Consider the following 17,135-nt stretch of genomic DNA (forward strand, 5'->3'; position numbering starts at 1 on the left):
TTGCACGGGCATCGCATCCTTGTGTAAAATAAGCGCATTATGGCGGAGATTTCACCACAGGGATTTTTGCGGAGGGTACGCGGCGCGGAGCTGGCGGGCTTGTTTGACCTGCTGCCGGACATGTCGTTTTTCATCAAGGACGCGCAGGGGCGCTTCATGGCGGTGAACCGCCGCGGCTGCGACTACTGCGGCGTGAAGCATGAGAAGGACGCCATCGGCAGGACGGACTTCGATTTCTTTCCGCACAGCCGGGCGGCGGAGTATCGGAAGGACGACGAGATCGTGATGCGCACGGGCAAGCCGATCGCGAATCGGCTGGAAAGCGCGCCGGAGGCGGAGGGCAGCCCGCGCCTCGTCATGTCCAGCAAGATCCCGCTGCGCGATGCGGAGGGGCGCATCATCGGTGTGGCGGGCTTTTCGCGGGAGCTGGAGCAGGTGCGCAGCCGCAGCTCAGGGGAGGCGCGGTTTGCCAAGGTGATCGAGCAGATGCACAAGCACCCGGAGGCGGCACTGAGCAGCGCGGAGATGGCGCGGAGGTGCGGCCTTTCGCAGAGCCAGTTTGACCGCAGCTTCAGGCGTGTGTTTGGCTCTTCGGCGCGGCAATACTTGCTGCGCGTGCGCGTGGAGGCGGCATGCCGGAGACTGGCCGAGACGGAGGAGACGGTGGCGGCGCTGGCGGTGGAGCTGGGGTTCTTTGATCACGCGCACTTCACGCGCTGCTTCCGCAGCATCATGGGGATGACGCCGGCGGAGTATCGGAAACAAAGGGTGCCGAAAGGGGCGCGGAGGGGGTAGAGGCTGGATGCTGAGATGGCAGCCTGCGGAACACACGGAAGAAACGGAGAATGAGACGAAAACCCAAGGCTGGGTGCCTCATCTTGGGAGATAAACGGAAACGAGCTCCAAGAAAGGCGGGGCTGCTGCGTTGTGTGGGGGTGAAAGGTTTTCCTATGATGAATCGTGACGAGTGGCTGAAAATCTATGTGAAGGAGATCGAGAAGGCGGCAGGCCAGGCTCCGGCATTGGGAGAAGGGGCGGACGAGCGCGAGCGGAGGGCGGCGCTGATCCGGTCGAACCTGCTGCTGGTGGTGAAGCTGGCGCAGGAACAGCGCACCCTCTGTGAGGTGCCGCTGCTGGATCTCATTGCGGCTGGAAACATCGGGTTGGTGAAGGCGGGCACGAAGTTTGATCCCGAGAAGGAAGGGGCGTTTGCCGTCTTTGCAGGGTGGTGGATCCGGCAGTCGATCCGGCGCGAGGTGACGAAGAAGTTTGCTGAATGCTTTGCGCCGATGAAGCCGGACATGGGCTGCGATGAGGATCTCGCCCTGCCCGCTTGATGGCTGAAAGCGCGTGGCATGCATGAGAGCCACCCCCGCATATCTCCGGCCAATCCTTTGCTGCACGCAGCACCTCCAAGGCCTCTTTTGCTGCTCCAGGTGGCAGATGGTTGCATTTTAAAACAAATCGCGTTGACATTCCAAAAACGGGCCCAATCTGCTTTATCAGCTTCAAACAGTCCGTCATTCCAATAACGGGTGCTTGAAGTGGACAGCGAGGGAGGCAGTGAAGAACTCCGAACCCGCAACCTGCAAGGTGACACAGCCATCCGTGGCCGTTCTGACGCCCGCCGTTTCCCGGTGGTCATCAACCCCGCCACGGACCGTCTGCAAGCCCCGGAACCACGCATCCGGCCCACCACTTCGGCTCCTCATCGCGCCTCCGTGCAACCGTATGCCTCAAAACGACAACGCAATACCACGACAAAATACAAAGACACATAGAATACCATGAAAACGAACAGCACCGAAACCGCAAACGACAGCACCACCATCGCAGCCTCTTCCTCCGCTTCCGCCACCGGCATGCAGCCCCCTCTCGCAAACGAGACCGTGCTGCTGACGCCGGAGCAGCTGGCGCGGGTCTTCAGCATCAGCCGCCGCACCCTGAGCAACTGGACAGCGCAGAAGATCATCCCCATGACCAAGATCGGGAGGACCTGCCGCTTTGACCTGCAGAAGGTCAGGGCCGCGCTGGCGAAGTACGAGCAGGGCACCGCCGCCTGAGCCTGGCCACGCCCCGCCGCCCCCGGCCTCCTGGAAGAAACAGGGAGGCCGGGTGGCTGACGGGGGAAAGCCGCCACACCACAAAGAACCGGGAAATACCACACGCTCATGCACACGCCGTCAACCCATCGCGAACCGACTAAAACGAAGAAATCTGTCGAAGAGCTGGCCAGCGCTCACCTGGAAACCATGCCCGTCTCCGTCTCGGGGCAGGACGGGCATCGTGCCGCCTTCACAGCCGCCGTGGCCCTCGTCCGAGGCTTCAATCTTTCCGAGCAGGCGGCCCTGCCCATCCTGGCCCATTGGAACCGTGACTGCCAGCCGCCGTGGAGCGAGAGCGAACTGCGGTACAAGCTGCGCAGCGCCGCCACCAACGGCACGAGTGCTCCCGGTTTTCTGCTGGCGAAATACGCGGCCGAGTTGTCTGCCGCTTCCGCAACCGACCGCACGGCACCCGACTTTGAAAACGAGGACGAACGGAGGGCCCGGCAGCGCAAGGCGTGGCCGCAGTTCACAGAGCTGACGCAGGAGGACATCGCCACCATCGCGCGGCTGCGTCGCATCTCCCCGGATGCGGTGGATCTGGCGCAGCGGCATGGATTTCTCAAAGGCGTCACGGTGCAGGGGCAGCGCTGCTTTGCGCTGGTGGAGGGCACCTTTGCCCAGGCCCGCCGTTTGGATGGCAAACCGCTGCAAAAGGCGGATGGCACAGCGCTGAAGGCGCGGAATTTTCAGGGATCACAGGGAGCCTTCATCGGTCAGAGCTGGCTTCAGGGCACCACGCACGTGCTGCTGGTGGAAGGGGCCATCGGCCTCCTTGAAGGCCTCGCGGCGATGCTGCTGGTGGATACCGAGCACGCGTGGAGCGTCCTCGCCGCCACCAGCGCGTCCTCACGCTTTGCGCGCGATCCCGCGCTGCTGGAGCGGCTCAAAGGCAAGACGGTGCGCATCGTGCGGGATGAGGACGAGGCCGGCATCAATGCCTCTGGCTCCTGGCTGGCCGATTTGGAAGCGCACGGCATCAGCGCCCAGGTCATCCGCCTGCCCGGCGGCAGCAAGGACCTGGGAGACTTCCTCAAGTCCGACGACCCCCAGCCGACGCTGGACCGCATTTTTGAGACCCGAAAGAAGGCCTGAATACCATAAAATACCATCCAAGACACGACATCATGAACACCGCCCACGCCCAAGCCCACGCCGCCGCCCATGCCCGCAATCAGCACGGCCCCATCCCCGACGACGACCTCTTCTGCACCAATGAGGTCCGCGCCCGCAAGGACTACCGCCCCAGCATTGCGCCGCCGATGCAGCATCCAGAACCAGAGCCGGCTGCCTTCTCCGCCAAGGCTGCGAAGGACGAAAAAGCCGGTGCTGCAATGCTGCCGGACTCCCGCGTGGAGCGGCAGACGCCGGCGCGGCCCGCTGAGAAACCGCAAAGCGAATCCGGCACCGCGCCGATGCAGAAGCAACTGCAGTCCAACGAGCCTGGAGTCGAGACTTCGCCCATTTCGCAGGTTTTGTCTCCCGCACGTAAAGGGCCTGAAGTGCAAACTTCACCCACTTCGCCAAATTCACCGGGTGTGTCTCGCGCGAGCGGAGGGCCTGATAAAGTGATTTCGCCCATTTCGCCGATTTCGCGGGGTGTGTCTCTCGCGAGTGAAGGGCCTGATAAAGTGATTTCGCCCATTTCGCCCATTTCGCCCATTTCGCCCATTTCGCCCATTTCGCCCATTTCGCAGGGTGTGTCTCTCGCGCCTGCGGACCGTTTGGAAGGAGAGGCTTCGGCCATTCCGCTCGTTGTGACGGAGGCGGTGCGTGAGCATCCCATCCCGGAAGACTCCATTCTGGCGGATTATCGCGACTTTGTGCGCCAGCTCTCCGAGTTGCCGGACGGGCTGATCGTGGCTCCCGTGCTCGCGCTTTGTGCCAAGCTGCTCACGCCGAAGGTCGTGCTGGACTTTGGCAGCGTGAAGCCGATGACGCTCTACAATTTCATCGCCAGCCCTGCGGGTCTGAGAAAGAGCACCACCTTTGCGCCTGCGGAGAGGATCGCGCGCCACGTGCTGATGAACGATGAGATTCTGGCGGGAAATGCCAGCGACTCGGCCTTGTTTGACAGCTTTGAGAGCCAGCCGCACCGCCTGCAGTTTGAAGATGAGGGAAACACCATCCTGCGCAGCTGGGAGACGACCTCCTACGGGCGCGAGGTCTCCGCACGCTACCTGAAGCTCTATGATGGCGCGCCGTGGCACCAGAACTTCCGGCGTGAAGTCAAAAACAGTGAGGATGGCAAGGCGGAGCGCCACATCGCGCAGGCCTCGCTGAGCCTGTGCATCGGCGCGACCTTTGGCGTGGCCAGGCTGGATCATCTGGATGCCGGGAGCGGACTGCGCCGCCGCTTTGGCTTCTATGTGGCCACCCAGGTGGTGCGGCAGATCGACTGGCCGGAAAGCATGGAGCAGGATGAGTTTGAGCGCCTGGCGGACCGCTTCCTTCATCTGAGCCGTCTTGAGGGCACGATCAAAAAGACCAGCCTTACACCTGAGGCGCGGCGCTACTGGTCCGGCCTGCAGACGCGCAACCGTGAGCGCTGCAACAGCATTCGCGGCTACACCCGTGGGAGCGAGGATTTGATGTCCAGCCTCAATGAATCTCCCGTGCGCTGTCTGAAGCTGGCCATCATCTTTCAGGCCTGCCGGTGGGCCAAGGGCAGCATTGAGGATCCTTTCATCATCACCGAAGACATCCTGGAAATGGCCGAGGCGCATCAAAACGCCTGCCTGGATGCCTTGGTGGAGCTGGAAGGCATCGGCAAGCGCTGCGAGGTGGACGACATGGGCGAGTGGCTGCTGGCGCAGATCGCCGGAGCCCACCTGACAGATCCTGCCATCAAAAGTGCGGTGCTGAGCAAGACCGAGCTGACCCGCCGTTTTGTCTCCCACCCTGGCCGCCACGGAGGCCTGACCGTCTCCCGGCTCTATGACGAGATCATTCCACATCTCATCGCCAAAGGCCGCTGTCAGCAGATTTCCAAGGTTCGCAGATGTGGCACCTACTCCTTCCACTGGGATTGAGCATGGCACTGCTGACTGTGACGCGAGAGAGAGACACCCTGCGAAATGAGCGAAATGGGCGAAATGACTTTGTCAGGAGTTCCGCGCGCGCGAGAGAGAGACACCCCGCGAAATGAGCGAAATGAGCGAAATGACTTTGTCAGGAGCTCCGCGCGCGAGAGGGACATGCCCGGTGAGGCTGGTTTGGAGTTTCTGCCTTTGCCCGGTGGCGTGGGAATGGGAGGGCGGGCGGACCTCCGGCAGGAGGGGGACCATCTTGGTCCCTTGGTTTGGGAGGGGCGGGTGTGGTGAAAGCCCGTGTGCCCTTCGACGAACGAAGTGCGAAGAATGGGCCCGTCTGTGGGCGTGCTGCGAGGTCTGCGGCGTACGAATGTCCTCGCAGTCGGGCGGTTTGGCGGAGTGTGCGAGGCAGCATGTGAACACCCTCGGCGCCAAACACGCCCAACCTACGTTCCAGAGTGCCGGGAGCTGATGCATGAATGCGTGCTCAATGCCAGACAGGGCCGCAACGGCGCTGGCGGCGCAGGAGGAGGCTGGTGGAGGCGAGGAGGAGCAGGGTGAGGCGCTGGGGCTCGGGCGCGGCGGAGGTGGTGATGCCGGCGAGGAGGGCGGTGTTGGGCGTGTCTTCATACGCCCAGTCCACCACGGTGCCGGAGCTGCTGTTGCTGGGCGTCATGCGCATCCAGCCGTAGTAGGTGCTGCCGGAGAGGTCGAAGCTGAAACCGAGCAGGCCAGGGGAGCCGGTCTGAAACTGATCTGCTGCGGCGCCGATGTGGCTGTCGCTGCCATTGTAGCCGGCGGCGAAGTGCTGGGCGGCATCGATGAGCGTGCTGGAGGGCAGATTGAGCACGCGCTCGTTTCCAGAGATGCCGGTGACCACGCTGGGGCGCAGCACGCTGTTGCTGGCGATGAGGGTGCCGCCGTAGAAGGGATTGATCCACGGGGCGGTGTCCCAGGTGCCCGGCTGGGTGGTGCTGGTGGCTCCGGTGGCGACATTCACATACACGCCGTCGAGCGTGAAGGGAATGGAGACGTCCTGCACGCCGCTGTAAACGACGGCGGCCTGCAGCGCGGGCAGCGGGGCGAGCGCGAGCGCGCAAAGGAGCGCCAGAATGCCGGAGTGGAGACGGGAGGTGTTCATGGAGGCAGCCTCGGCTGGTATGTTATGATTTTTCATGGTGCTGCATTGACCTGGACGCGGAAGTAGCGCGCCTTTTTCCCGCCGATGAAGTTGAGGTAAGGCACGCTGAGGATCTGGTAGGTGCCGTCATCGGCGAGGACGGAGGGCGTGGCGGTGGTGGTCTGCCAGGTGGTCAAATCTGCGCTGAACTGCACGGTGTAGGTGAGGCCGGAGAGCGAGTAGTCGGTGCGGCGCACAAACAGGGCGCGGTTGTCCGGCACGGTGAGCGTGGTCTCAAAGGCTGCGGTGGGCTGTCCGGTCGCGGAGATGGTGCCGCCGCCGGCAAAGGTGCCGGTGTAGGCGAGCTTGGAGGGGCCGCTGGCGTTGCTGGCGGGATTGGTGCCAAAGGCGAACTCAAGCAGGTTCACCACGCCATCGCCATCGTAGTCGCTGGTGTCCGCCGCGAGGCCGGAATTGGCGGAGCTGCCGAGCTGCTGCTGACGCCAGTTTTGCAGCACGCCGACGGCACGGATGGTGAAGGTGCGCGTGACGGACCAGGGGTTGCCATCGATCGTGTCATCATCCGTGAGCGCCACGGTGATGACGGCCTCTCCCGCAGCGCCGCTGGCGGCATACCCCAGCGTGCCGGTGGGGGTGATGGCCGGCGGCGAGGTGAAGAGTCCGGGGTTGGTGTTGCCAATGATCTCAAAGCTCAGCGCCTGCGCGGTGGTGCTGTCTCCATCGTTCATGCCGGAGGCCCAGTTGTTCAGCACTTGCGGCGCGGTATTGCCCACGACGAGGCTCGGGTCTGCGCCTGCGGTGAATCCGGGGGCTTCATTCACATTGAGAATGGTGATGGTGAAGGGGCTTTCAATGAAGAGGCCTTCGGGGTCCGTGGCGCGCACGCGAATGAGATAGGTGTCCTTCGTTTCAAAGTCGGCGCTGGCATTCATGAGCAAGCTGGTGCCTTGAATGGTGAAGGCGCTGTTGTCGGCGGAGCCGCTGCCGCTGACGAGCGTGTAAACGGCGTCTCCGGTGCTGTTGAGGTCCGTGTCGCTGAAGGTGCCCACGAGCGCATTCGGTCCGCGATTTTCCTGAATGGACTGCGAGCTCAAAGCGATGGCCGTAGGTGCGACCGTGCCCTCGCCGGAGAGCACGAGCGAGAAGGTGCCTTCATCGCTGTCATTGCTCAGGATCTGCAGCGTGGCGCGGCGCTGGCCGCCGACGCTCGGGCTGAAGGTCACGGTGAAAGTCGTGCTGCCGGAGGGGCCTGCGAGAGGGGCAGGGGTGGTGAGCGCGCCGAGCGTGAAGTCAGCGGCGGCATCCCCCGAGGTGGACATCGTCAATCCGGTGAGATTGGCGGAGCCGAGATTGCGGATGGTGAGCGTGACATTCGATGAACTGCCCGGAGAGGTGGAGCCCACATTGACCACGGCATTCAGCGCCAGCACCGTGCCGGATTTCTCCACGGAGATCTCTGGCGCGATGGCTGCGCTGCCGCTGAGATTGATGATGAAGGGATTCTCATCCGCGTCATTGCTGGCAAGCCGCAGCTGCGCGGTCTTGGCCCCGCTGGTGGTGGGGGCGAAGCGGATGACGAGCACGCCGGAGCTGCCGGGCGTGAGCGTGCTGGAGGTCAGCGCGGTCTGGATGGCGAACTGCCCTGAATCCGTGCCGCTGAGCGTGGGCGTGAGGCCGGTGAGATTGAGCAGGCCGAGATTGCTCACGGTGAAGCTCACGTCCTGCGTGGCATTCACACTCACCGCGCCAAAGCTCACGGGATTGGCATCTGCACTGGTGAGGCTGCCGCTGCTGGTCTGGACGTCGATCTCCGGCGCCGCATTGCCGATGCCGGTGAGCGGCACGGCGAAGATGGTTTCGTCCGTGTCATTGGAGCGGATGCGCAGGGTCGCATTGCGCACACCGGAGGCGGATGGGGTGAACTCCACGGTGAGCAGCTGGCTGTCTCCTGGTGCGAGGTAGCTGACCATCGTGTCGAGAATGCGATAGTCGATGCTGCTCGCGCCATCGATGAGGTAGTCGATGTTGTTCAGGTCAGCGGTGCCGGTGTTGGAAAGCGTGATCGTCTGCGTGACCACGGCACCCGTGTTCACATTGCCAAAGTCCACCGCCGTGGCGCCGCCGCTGGTGATGTTGGCGGAGCCCGCCGTGCGCACGAGGGTGATCTCAGGCGCGGGGAGCGTGCTGAGGCCATTGCCGCTGAGCGTGATGGTGAAGACGGCTTCATCGCCATCACTGCTTTTGATTTCAAAGCTGGAGGCAAGAGCGGCAGCGGTGGCCTGGCCATTGGTCACGGTGACATCAAAGGTCAGCGAATCTCCGGGGTTCAGCGTCGGCGTTTCAGGCACGTTGAAGGAGAGCTCCACTGTGCTGTCTCCCACCAGCGGATCTCCACCGCCGATGTCGATGTCCGTGAGCGGTGCCGCGCCGTCATTGCGCACGGTGAAGGTATGCGTCACGCTCGCACCTGCCGCGATGGTGCCGAGATTGATCGGCGCGCCGCCGCTGGTCAGAGAGGTGCTGCCATCCAGCACGGTGATGTCCGGTGGAGTCGTCACCGCAGGTGTGAAGATGAGGTTCAGATCGCCACCCGATTGCGCGAGGGAAAAGCTGCCGCCCTGCGTGTCATTGCTGAAGCGGTCCGTGCGGATCTGGAAAGCCGAGGCATCGAATCCCGTGATGCTGCCCGCGCTCACGATCTTCCACGTCTGCGTAATGTAGGGATTGAAATGCGGCACATCGCCCTCGCTGTTGTCAGCCTGCAGCGAGATCACATCCAGCGTAATCGGTGCCGTGGCCGTGGCGATGATCTGGAGATTCCCGCCCACCTTCGTGCTGTCCCAGCTCAGGCCTGCAGAGCCCGTGGCGTCATTGATCTCCCAGTTCATGGTGAATCCGGCCTCCCAAATGAGGTTGTTCGCCTCCTCCACAAAGCCAGGGCTGGCACCGATGCTGTGGACGGCGGTGCCCTGATTTCCCGCACCGAAGTTCGCCGGAGTGCCGCCGACGAATCCGCCCACATGGGTGGGAGTGGCCGCGGGTGTCTTGCTCTTCGTGTTCTTGCCTTTGATGACCGGCTTCTTCTGATTGGCGAGCGAGACTGCGGTGGCGTATTTGGACGGGAGATCGCGCTGGATAATGTTTCGATTGGCAATTTTCTCCGCAGCAGTCACGGGAGCGCCGCTGGTGTCCTTGACTTCTTTGAAGCGCATGAAGCCCGGCTGCCAGGTCCTGGTGTCATAGTAGGCGATGCCCGGCCTGCCATCCACCAGACGCAGCGAGGTCGCCGCGCCCACCTCTCCCAAGGGCTGGAGAGTCATGCGCTGATTGGAAGGCCAGGTGATGAAATCCCCGACGGAAGACCATGCATACTTGAGCGTGCGGTTGGCGCCGTCGCGGTAGCTGACGGCCGGGTGCCCGTTGATGACGGAGAGCGAAGTATAACCTCCGACGCTGGCTGAAGTCTGGTCCAACACCACGGGTACGTCGAAGTAAACGTCATAGCCTTCATGACGCGTTCCTCCAGTAATCAAGACAGACTGCAAGTATCCCTGAGCATAGGTCAGGTATTGGTGTGTCTGGGAACGGTTGATGGTGTTGACGGTCGCATCGAAATAGGACAAGCAGGGGCCACCGTTGACGATTTCGAAAGAGAGATACTGGCCGACATTTCCCATGCTCTGCACAGTGATGGTGCCGGGAGGCCAGGAACTTCCGGTGCTGTCATCCGACCAAATCATGCACAGGTTCTTGTTGGTGGCGTTGTAATAGGCGATGGCCGGTATGCCGGCGAGAATTTTCATGCTGGCAAACTGCCCCACGTTTTGGTCGCTTACGATGCGCTGCGCTGCGGGCCATGAGGTGCCGCTGGCATCATTGGCGCGCACGTACATGAGATCGCATTTCACCGAGTCATAGAAGGCGATGGCGGGACGCCCGGCCACCACACACAGGGAGCTGTGGCGTCCCACTTTTCCCGCGGACATGACCGTGACCGGCGCACCCCAGGCGGTGCCCAGGGCATTGGAGGCGCGCACGTATTTCAGGTCCTGGTTCTCTTCGTCGAAGTAGGAGATGGCGGGGTTTCCATTCACCACGCAGAGGCTGGTGAACTGGCCGACATTCTGCGCGCTGTCGATGGTGATGGTGGGCTCAAAGGCGGTGCCGTCCTTGTCCGAGGCGATGCGGTATTTCAGATCTCCAAAGATGGACTCCTGAAAGCTCATGGCCGGGCGGCCCTGCACGATCGCCTGGGAGATGTAGCCGCCTTCGCGCACGGTGGGCACCGGGATGCCGGGATTGAGCACCTGGATGGGAACAGTGACGATGCCGAGCGGATTGACTGCGCCATCGCTCACGGTGATGGGCACGTCCACCTTGCTCGCAGGGCCCAGCACCAGCTCTCCGCCGCCGTCTTTCACGAGGCTGGCCGGAGTCTGGGAGTTTCCGCTGCGCAGCAGGCCGCTGATCTGCAGCAGGGACTCCAGCAGCAGCGTCTGGTCTCCCAGCACATTCACCTGTCCGGTCAGCGTGAGGTTGTCTCCGGCGATGGCAGTGTCATTCGAGATGACGACATTGTTTGCCAGCGTCTGCGCGCCTTCAAAAATCAGCAGGCTGGCTCCTGCGAGCGTGAGTGTGCCGCTGCCCGCTGCCGTGCTGCTGGCGATGCCGAGCGAGCCTTCCGTGGCGGTGATGCCACCGGTGAAAGTATTGCTGCCGCCGAGGATGAGCAGGCCGCTGCCGAGCTTTACCAGCGTCGCGCTGCCCTGCACCGAGCCGTCGATGTCCAGCGTGCCCTGGGTCGTGAGCACCTGCGCACCACTGACGCTCACTGTGCCCGCCAGGCCGAGGCCTTCTCCTTTGATGGTGGTGTTGGCGGAGATCACCACCGGATTGCTCAGCACACGCTGCGCGCCCACGGCATTGATCGTGGCGCCGCCGAGCGTGACGGTGCCGGTGCCCAGCGCGGCGTCATCGCCGATGCCCACCTCGCCTCCCGTGGCCACAAAGCCGCCGCTGAAGGTGCTGGGCGCGTTCAGGTTCAGCGTGCCTGCTCCTGTCTTCTGGATCTGCCCGCTGCCGCTGATGCCTGCGGAGAAGGTCACCGTGCCCGTGGTGTCGATCGTGCTGGTGCCGGTCATCGTCACCGGATTCTGCACGGTGGTGCTGCTGGAGAAGACGAGCATGCCGCCATTCACAGCGATGGGTGCGGTGGCGTTCACGTTGACCGTGACGGTGCCGTTCGCCGTGCCTCCCAGGCCGTCGCTGATGGTGTAGGTGAAGGAGGCCGTACCGCTGAAGCCTGCCGTGGGAGTGAAAAGTATGAAGCCGCTGGCCAGGCTCACACTGCCGTTGGTGGCGCTTTGCACCGAGGTCAGCGTGAGCGTGTCACCATCGCTGTCTGTGTCATTGCCCAGTAGAAAGGATGCGGGCAGGATCTGGCCGACACCCGGGGCTGTGGTAAAGCTGTCCGCCACGGCCACGGGCGGCGTGTCCAGCCCCGTGCCCTGAATGGTGAAAGTGAAGGGATTGTGGGTGGTGTCGTCACTGCCGATGTTGATCGTCGCGGTGCGTGTGCCGCTGAAGCTGGGATTGAAGCTGACGGTGAAGGTGGTGGTGCCGGCTGGAATGACGGGCGTGCTGGCCGCGGCGGTGAGGGTGAAGTCTGCGGCATTGGTTCCGCCGATGGTGAGGCTGCTCAGGTTGAGATTGGTGGAGCCGGTGTTGGAGATGGTGAAGGTCTTTGAGGTGCTGGCGCTGCCGGCCACCGCCACACTGCCGAAGTCGGTGCTGTCCGTGGTGGACGGCGTGCTGTCTCCATTGACGATGTTCACGGAGTTTCCGGAGAGAGCGATGACTGCCGGGTCCGGACCGACGCCGTCAAAGATGTATGCCGCGCCCGAACTGGAGGCTCCGTTGTTGTCCGCCGGATTGATGCCGGTGCCGCTGCCGCCTTCTGCCTGCGCCCCAATGACCGTGGTGCGTCCTGAGACGGCCACCGCCAGGCCGAAGTTGTCGCCCAGTCCGGTGTTCGAGGCTTTGAGGTAGGCCTGCTGGCTCCAATTGCCGTTGGTGCGGATGAAGACATAAGCCGCGCCCGCGACAGACGCTGATTCATTGCTGGTGGGATTGACTCCCGTGCCGCTGCCGTCCTCGCCGTTTGCCCCGACGACCAGGGTGTCTCCACTGATGGACACGGCCGTGCCGAAGGTGTCGTTGGTGCCGCTGTTGGACGCTTTCAAATAGGCCTGCTGCCCCCACGTGGTTCCGCTGCGGATGAACACGTAGGCCGCACCTGCATTGGAGGCCAGTTCGTTGGTCGTCGGGTTCACGCCCGTGCCGCTGCCATCCTCATTGGGAGCACCGACGACGATGGTTTCTCCGGAGATGGAGACGTCATTTCCAAACCCATCAGTGGCGGCGGTGTTCACCCCGGTGAGGAAAGCCTGCTGGCTCCAGGTGCTGCCGCTGCGCACAAACACATAGGCACTGCCCGCGTCCGTCCCCGCCGTGTCCTCCGCCGGTGCTCCCACTACTGCGGTGTTTCCCGAAACCGACACAACCGAACCGAAGGCATCGCTCGACCCCGTGTTCGAGGCCTTGATGTAGGCCTGCTGCGTCCAGGTGGAGCCGCTGCGCACAAAGGCATAGGCCGCGCCCGCATTGGAGGAGGATTCATTGCTTGTGGGATTGATGCCCGTGCCGCTGCCGTCTTCATTCGGTGCGCCCACCAGCATCGTGTCTCCCGACAAGGAAACCGCCTGGCCGAAGTTGTCGCTGGCGCCGAGATTGAGGGAGACCACTTTCTGCTGGAAAGTCCAGGTGGTGCCGCTGCGCGTGAAGACGTGCACGGCACCGCCCCCGTCCGCAGCACCCACGGCCACCGTGTCACCATCGATGGCCACACCGATGCCGAACCAGACGGAAGAGGCCGTGGAGGATTTCAAATAGGCTTGCTGGCTCCAGGTGCTGCCACTTCGCACGAAGACATAGGCGGCGCCCGTGTTGCTGCCGCTGTTGTTGTCCGCCGGGTTCACTCCCAGGCCGGTGCCGTCCTCGTCCCACGCTCCCACCACCACCGTGTTTCCGGAGATCCCCACCGCTTTCCCAAAGTTGTCACTGGCCCCCGTGTTCGAGGCCTTCACATACGCCTGCTGCGCGATGGGGTCGATCGTCAGCGGATACTGCGCGCCCTGGTCATTCACCAGCATGCGCACGGAATCGCTGCCGGCGGATTCAAAACGCGAGGGAATGACTTTCCCGGTGGCGTCCCACACCTTCAGTCCGCTGTAGTTCAGCACCGTGATGCCGGAGGCGTCCTGAAACATCACGCCTTGGGCATCGGCGCTGAGCACCGGCTTGAGCGTCCCGCGCACGTCCAGCACGAAGGCCAGCTCGGCATCGTCTTTCCCAGCCTCGGGCCGCCGGGCCACGGTGTAGCCGTGCTCCAGGCCGCGCCTGTCATTCACCCACCATTCCTCCAGAGCATCACTCCAGCGGTAGCTCAGGCGCTGGCCCGCGGTGGTGGCCTTCGCCCTGGCGGGCACGCTCTGCTGCCGGCTGCCAAAGCCGTAGCTGCGCAGTTCCAGACCCCAGCTCCACGCAGCACCCTGCGGCTGCGCGGTGAAGCCGTGGGCATCAAACCGCGTGGTCCAGCGCTGGCCGGGATTCCACGCCTGCCAGCCGTCTGCCACGGGCTCGAAGGCGTGCTGCCTGGCTTCGCGCGCTGCGCGGATGCCCTGCCAGTCTGAGCTGCTCAGGCCTTTGGGAGGCTGTTCGGCCGCAAGGCTGCCACCCAAAAAGGCGGCGTAGATTGCGAACCTTAGGCTCTTTGTTGCTGAATAAAAATTCATACTAGAGGTCATCCACAGCCTTTCAGCCGCTGTGTTACCCTCCCGTTTGAACTATATTTTCGGGCGCCTGACCTTCAGCCCGGCAGAAACTGCGGCCGCTTCATCGCAAACGTGATCTCCTCAAACGCATGCCCCAGCGCGAGGATCTGCGCATCGGCATTCGCGGTGCCCATGAAGGAGAAGCCGACGGGGAGGTCGTCCACGAAGCCCAGCGGCACGGTGAGGTGGGGATAACCGGCCACGGCGGCGGGGGTGCTGGCCACGCGTTCGTTGGTGTCTCCTTTGGCGAGGTCGATGAGGCCCGCGGGATCGTTGGTGGGGCAGATGAGGGCGTCGAGGCGGTGTTCCTTCAGCGCGGCATCGATGCCTTCAGGGCCGGCCAGGCGCCGGGCTTTTTCGCGGGCGGTTTCTCCTTCGGCGATGATCTCGGGCGTGCCGAGTTTTTCCGACTGCTCGAAGAACTCCTGCGCAAAGTGCGGCATCTCTTCGCTGCGGTGCGCTTCATTGAAGGCTATGAGTTCGGCCAGCGAACGCACATCGCCGCCGCGCTGCTCGAGGTAGGCATTGAGGTCCGTGCGCAGCTCGATGAGCATGGCTTTCCACGAGTTGGCTCCGGCTTCGCGAAAGTTCGGGAGCTTGACGGGATCGACGATGATGGCTCCGGCGGCGCGGAGTTTTTCGAGGGCGTTTTCAAACAGCGCGAGCACCTGCGGATTTTTGCCGCAGTGGCCGCGCAGGACGCCGAGGCGTGCGCCTTTGAGGGCATCTGGTTTCAGATCGACACTGAAGTCTTTCGCGAGGACCTGCATGAGCAGCGCGGCATCGCGCACGGACAGCGTCATGGGGCCTGCGGTGTCCTGATGATGCGTGATGGGGATGATGCCCGCGCCGCTGATGAGGCCGACGGTGGGCTTGAACCCGACGATGCCGCAGGCGCTGGCGGGGCTGACGATGGAGCCGTTTGTCTCCGTGCCGATCGCTGCCGGAGCCAGCCCTGCGGCCACCGCGGCTGCGGAGCCTGAGCTGCTGCCGCTGGCGCTGTGCGTGAGCTTGTGAGGATTGCGCGTGAGGCCGCCGCGCGCGCTCCAGCCGCTGGTGGAATTCGGCGAGCGGATGTTTGCCCACTCGCTGAGGTTCGTCTTGCCGAGGATGATGGCCCCAGCCGCCCGCAGCTTGGTCACGAGCGGAGCATCGGCCTTCGGCGTGTGATTTCTCAGCGCCAGCGAGCCTGCCGTGGTGCGCATGGCATCGGCGGTTTCGATGTTGTCCTTGAGCAGGATGGGCAGGCCATGCAGCGCTCCTTGCGCGGCGCTGTCGGCCAGCCTTTGCGCGTCTGGATTGATTTCCAGCACCGCATTCACACACGGACCCGCTTTATCGATCTCGGCGATGCGCTTGAGGAAATGCTGCACCAGCAGCGCGGGCTCAGTCTCTTCCGCCTTGAGCATCGCGGAGAGCGTGCTGAGCGTGGAGTAAAGCGGCGGCACCTTGTGCGTCCGCACACAGGACGCCGGACCCAAGGTCGCAGCAGCAGTGGAGAGGATCATACGGCGGCGGTTCATGGGGACGGTGTGGATTTTAGCAAGTACCAAGGAAAGATATAGAGCGGCATTGCGAAGGGGGACCGAGCGGGCAAGGGCGGATATAGCATCAACCGGTCAGACAGGGAGGTGCGAATGTCCGGCGGAACGGGGAGGTCTTTCACCCAGGAAAACGGTGGATGACGTTTCCGTGCAGACTCCGAATCATCGGCCAGCGCCACCCACGGTTCGCGTACATGGCCTCGAATCCAGTAAGCTCCCCTGAGCTCACGTTTGTCGAGGATGTGCCTTATGCCTGAGGGCAAAGCCAATGCCTCGGTTTTGATCCAAGCGGCGTTGTCCTGGTCCCACCAACCATCGAGTGGATCAATGCTAGGCATGTAGAGAAGGCTTAATTCATCGGGCTCGTAGAGGTGTCCGTCCAATCCATCCATAATGACAGGCTGCTCATCCAAGGACGGGGTGGGGACCTGTAGCAATGAAGGGATGGGATCCCCCATGCAGGAAAGTTGAGTCCAACTCGATATCAAACTCCGAGCCCATCCTTCGCCTCGTTTCATTCTCCCTTCGCCGATGGTAACGGTAAGGATGACGAGGAGCAAAGCAGACTTCATGGAGTGATGCTACCGTGGCAGCCGGGAGGGTGTCGAGGCTTTTGGCAGGCGGGCGGCTAGGCATCGGGTGTGGCGGGACTTTTGGAGTGGCTCCGGGTGCCTTGCTCCTGCGGAGTTCTGGCGTATTCGCCAAGGCTTCGAATACCAGGACGAAATCCATTCCGCGCCCCGGGGCGAGTTTCCACACACAGCCCACGGAAGAAATGCCAAATCGGTCCCCAACCTCCCGTCGGTCTTAAAATTCCCCCCTTTCTCACTTTTGTTATTGTCTCAGGGAAGCCGGCATGATAAAAACCGCGCCTTCTTTCGTGAAATTGTCCGCTCTTCGCCTCGTCACAGCCTTTCTTGTCTCGGCCGCCGCCCTTGTCGCGGAGGAGCCGATGCTGCCCAGGGCTTTGGGAGCGCCGGGTTCGGCCGCTTTTCCTGGCAACGGACCCCGCGGCTTTTTGAAACCTTCGAAGTCGATCAAGCCGCCGGTCACTGAACCTTCGGTGGCACAGCCCGCGCCGTCCATCGTGCAGGCTCCCACCTCGGAGACGCGCCTGCGCAGGCTGGTGGTGGTTTCCGGAACGATGACGCCGGAAGCCATTCGGGACACCATTCTCGCCTGCGGCCAGACCCGCACGCCGGTCACGACCGCAGGCGGCGTCAGCGCCCCCGCGCCGATGCTTTCCGATCTGGCGGGACTGTTTGGCTCCACCGTCACGGAGGACACGCAGAAGCAAGTTTTGGAAACCGTGCGCAAAGGCATGGGCTCCTCCGCCAAGCCGCTCAAGCGCGTGGAAGTCGTCGGCTGGCTGCCCAGCGAAGGGGTGATGGCCGTGGCGGTGTATCCTGAGAGCTGAAAGG

Annotated in this window: 10 protein-coding genes; 6 read left to right on the plus strand and 4 right to left on the minus strand. The window is 63.1% G+C overall.

Annotated features, from left to right (window positions below):
- The first annotated feature begins 39 nt into the window (after positions 1-39).
- The 5 genes from ACILSO_RS05655 to ACILSO_RS05675 all read left to right on the plus strand — a co-directional run bounded on the left by ACILSO_RS05655 (position 40) and on the right by ACILSO_RS05675 (position 5,137).
- The gene (locus ACILSO_RS05655) at positions 40-795 is read left to right on the plus strand and encodes a helix-turn-helix domain-containing protein (RefSeq protein ID WP_395736400.1); all 756 of its coding nucleotides are present in this window, start codon (positions 40-42) and stop codon (positions 793-795) included.
- 155 nt (positions 796-950) lie between these two features.
- Positions 951-1,337: a sigma factor gene (locus ACILSO_RS05660; protein ID WP_395736401.1), complete on the plus strand. Its 387-nt coding sequence runs from the start codon at positions 951-953 to the stop codon at positions 1,335-1,337.
- 450 nt (positions 1,338-1,787) lie between these two features.
- Entirely contained in the window at positions 1,788-2,063 is a 276-nt protein-coding gene (locus ACILSO_RS05665) for a helix-turn-helix domain-containing protein (RefSeq protein ID WP_395736402.1), read from the plus strand.
- Between the two features lie 108 nt (positions 2,064-2,171).
- Positions 2,172-3,200 carry a toprim domain-containing protein gene (locus tag ACILSO_RS05670; protein WP_395736403.1) on the plus strand — a complete coding sequence of 343 codons (1,029 nt, stop codon included), beginning with the start codon at positions 2,172-2,174 and terminating at the stop codon, positions 3,198-3,200.
- Between the two features lie 32 nt (positions 3,201-3,232).
- Complete coding sequence (locus ACILSO_RS05675) at positions 3,233-5,137, plus strand: DUF3987 domain-containing protein (RefSeq protein ID WP_395736404.1); 1,905 nt, start codon at positions 3,233-3,235, stop codon at positions 5,135-5,137.
- A 487-nt stretch (positions 5,138-5,624) separates the two neighbouring features.
- On the opposite strand, the gene ACILSO_RS05680 is transcribed toward ACILSO_RS05675, so the two are convergent.
- The 4 genes from ACILSO_RS05680 to ACILSO_RS05695 form a co-directional block, all read right to left on the minus strand.
- A complete protein-coding gene (locus ACILSO_RS05680) occupies positions 5,625-6,278 on the minus strand; it encodes a hypothetical protein (protein WP_395736405.1) in 654 nt (217 codons plus the stop codon).
- 32 nt (positions 6,279-6,310) lie between these two features.
- Positions 6,311-14,077: a beta strand repeat-containing protein gene (locus tag ACILSO_RS05685; RefSeq protein WP_395736406.1), complete on the minus strand. Its 7,767-nt coding sequence runs from the start codon at positions 14,075-14,077 to the stop codon at positions 6,311-6,313.
- A 128-nt stretch (positions 14,078-14,205) separates the two neighbouring features.
- Positions 14,206-15,693 carry an amidase gene (locus ACILSO_RS05690; protein ID WP_395736407.1) on the minus strand — a complete coding sequence of 496 codons (1,488 nt, stop codon included), beginning with the start codon at positions 15,691-15,693 and terminating at the stop codon, positions 14,206-14,208.
- Complete coding sequence (locus ACILSO_RS05695) at positions 15,690-16,286, minus strand: hypothetical protein (RefSeq protein WP_395736408.1); 597 nt, start codon at positions 16,284-16,286, stop codon at positions 15,690-15,692. Before ACILSO_RS05695 ends, ACILSO_RS05690 begins: the two co-directional genes overlap by 4 nt.
- A 308-nt stretch (positions 16,287-16,594) precedes the next feature.
- On the opposite strand from ACILSO_RS05695, the gene ACILSO_RS05700 reads away from it, so the two are divergent.
- A complete protein-coding gene (locus tag ACILSO_RS05700) occupies positions 16,595-17,131 on the plus strand; it encodes a hypothetical protein (RefSeq protein ID WP_395736409.1) in 537 nt (178 codons plus the stop codon).
- Positions 17,132-17,135: the final 4 nt, after the last annotated feature.

This window comes from Prosthecobacter sp., from assembly GCF_044226605.1.
Classification (GTDB): Bacteria; Verrucomicrobiota; Verrucomicrobiia; order Verrucomicrobiales; family Verrucomicrobiaceae; genus Prosthecobacter.

What these genes read in the sequence shown, in the direction of transcription:
- ACILSO_RS05690 (WP_395736407.1), bottom strand. Translation starts at nt 15,693, where the DNA reads ATGAACCGCCGCCGTATGATCCTCTCCACTGCTGCTGCGACCTTGGGT.
- ACILSO_RS05675 (WP_395736404.1), top strand. Translation starts at nt 3,233, where the DNA reads ATGAACACCGCCCACGCCCAAGCCCACGCCGCCGCCCATGCCCGCAAT.
- ACILSO_RS05695 (WP_395736408.1), bottom strand. Translation starts at nt 16,286, where the DNA reads ATGAAGTCTGCTTTGCTCCTCGTCATCCTTACCGTTACCATCGGCGAA.
- ACILSO_RS05660 (WP_395736401.1), top strand. Translation starts at nt 951, where the DNA reads ATGATGAATCGTGACGAGTGGCTGAAAATCTATGTGAAGGAGATCGAG.
- ACILSO_RS05680 (WP_395736405.1), bottom strand. Translation starts at nt 6,278, where the DNA reads ATGAACACCTCCCGTCTCCACTCCGGCATTCTGGCGCTCCTTTGCGCG.
- ACILSO_RS05655 (WP_395736400.1), top strand. Translation starts at nt 40, where the DNA reads ATGGCGGAGATTTCACCACAGGGATTTTTGCGGAGGGTACGCGGCGCG.
- ACILSO_RS05665 (WP_395736402.1), top strand. Translation starts at nt 1,788, where the DNA reads ATGAAAACGAACAGCACCGAAACCGCAAACGACAGCACCACCATCGCA.
- ACILSO_RS05670 (WP_395736403.1), top strand. Translation starts at nt 2,172, where the DNA reads ATGCACACGCCGTCAACCCATCGCGAACCGACTAAAACGAAGAAATCT.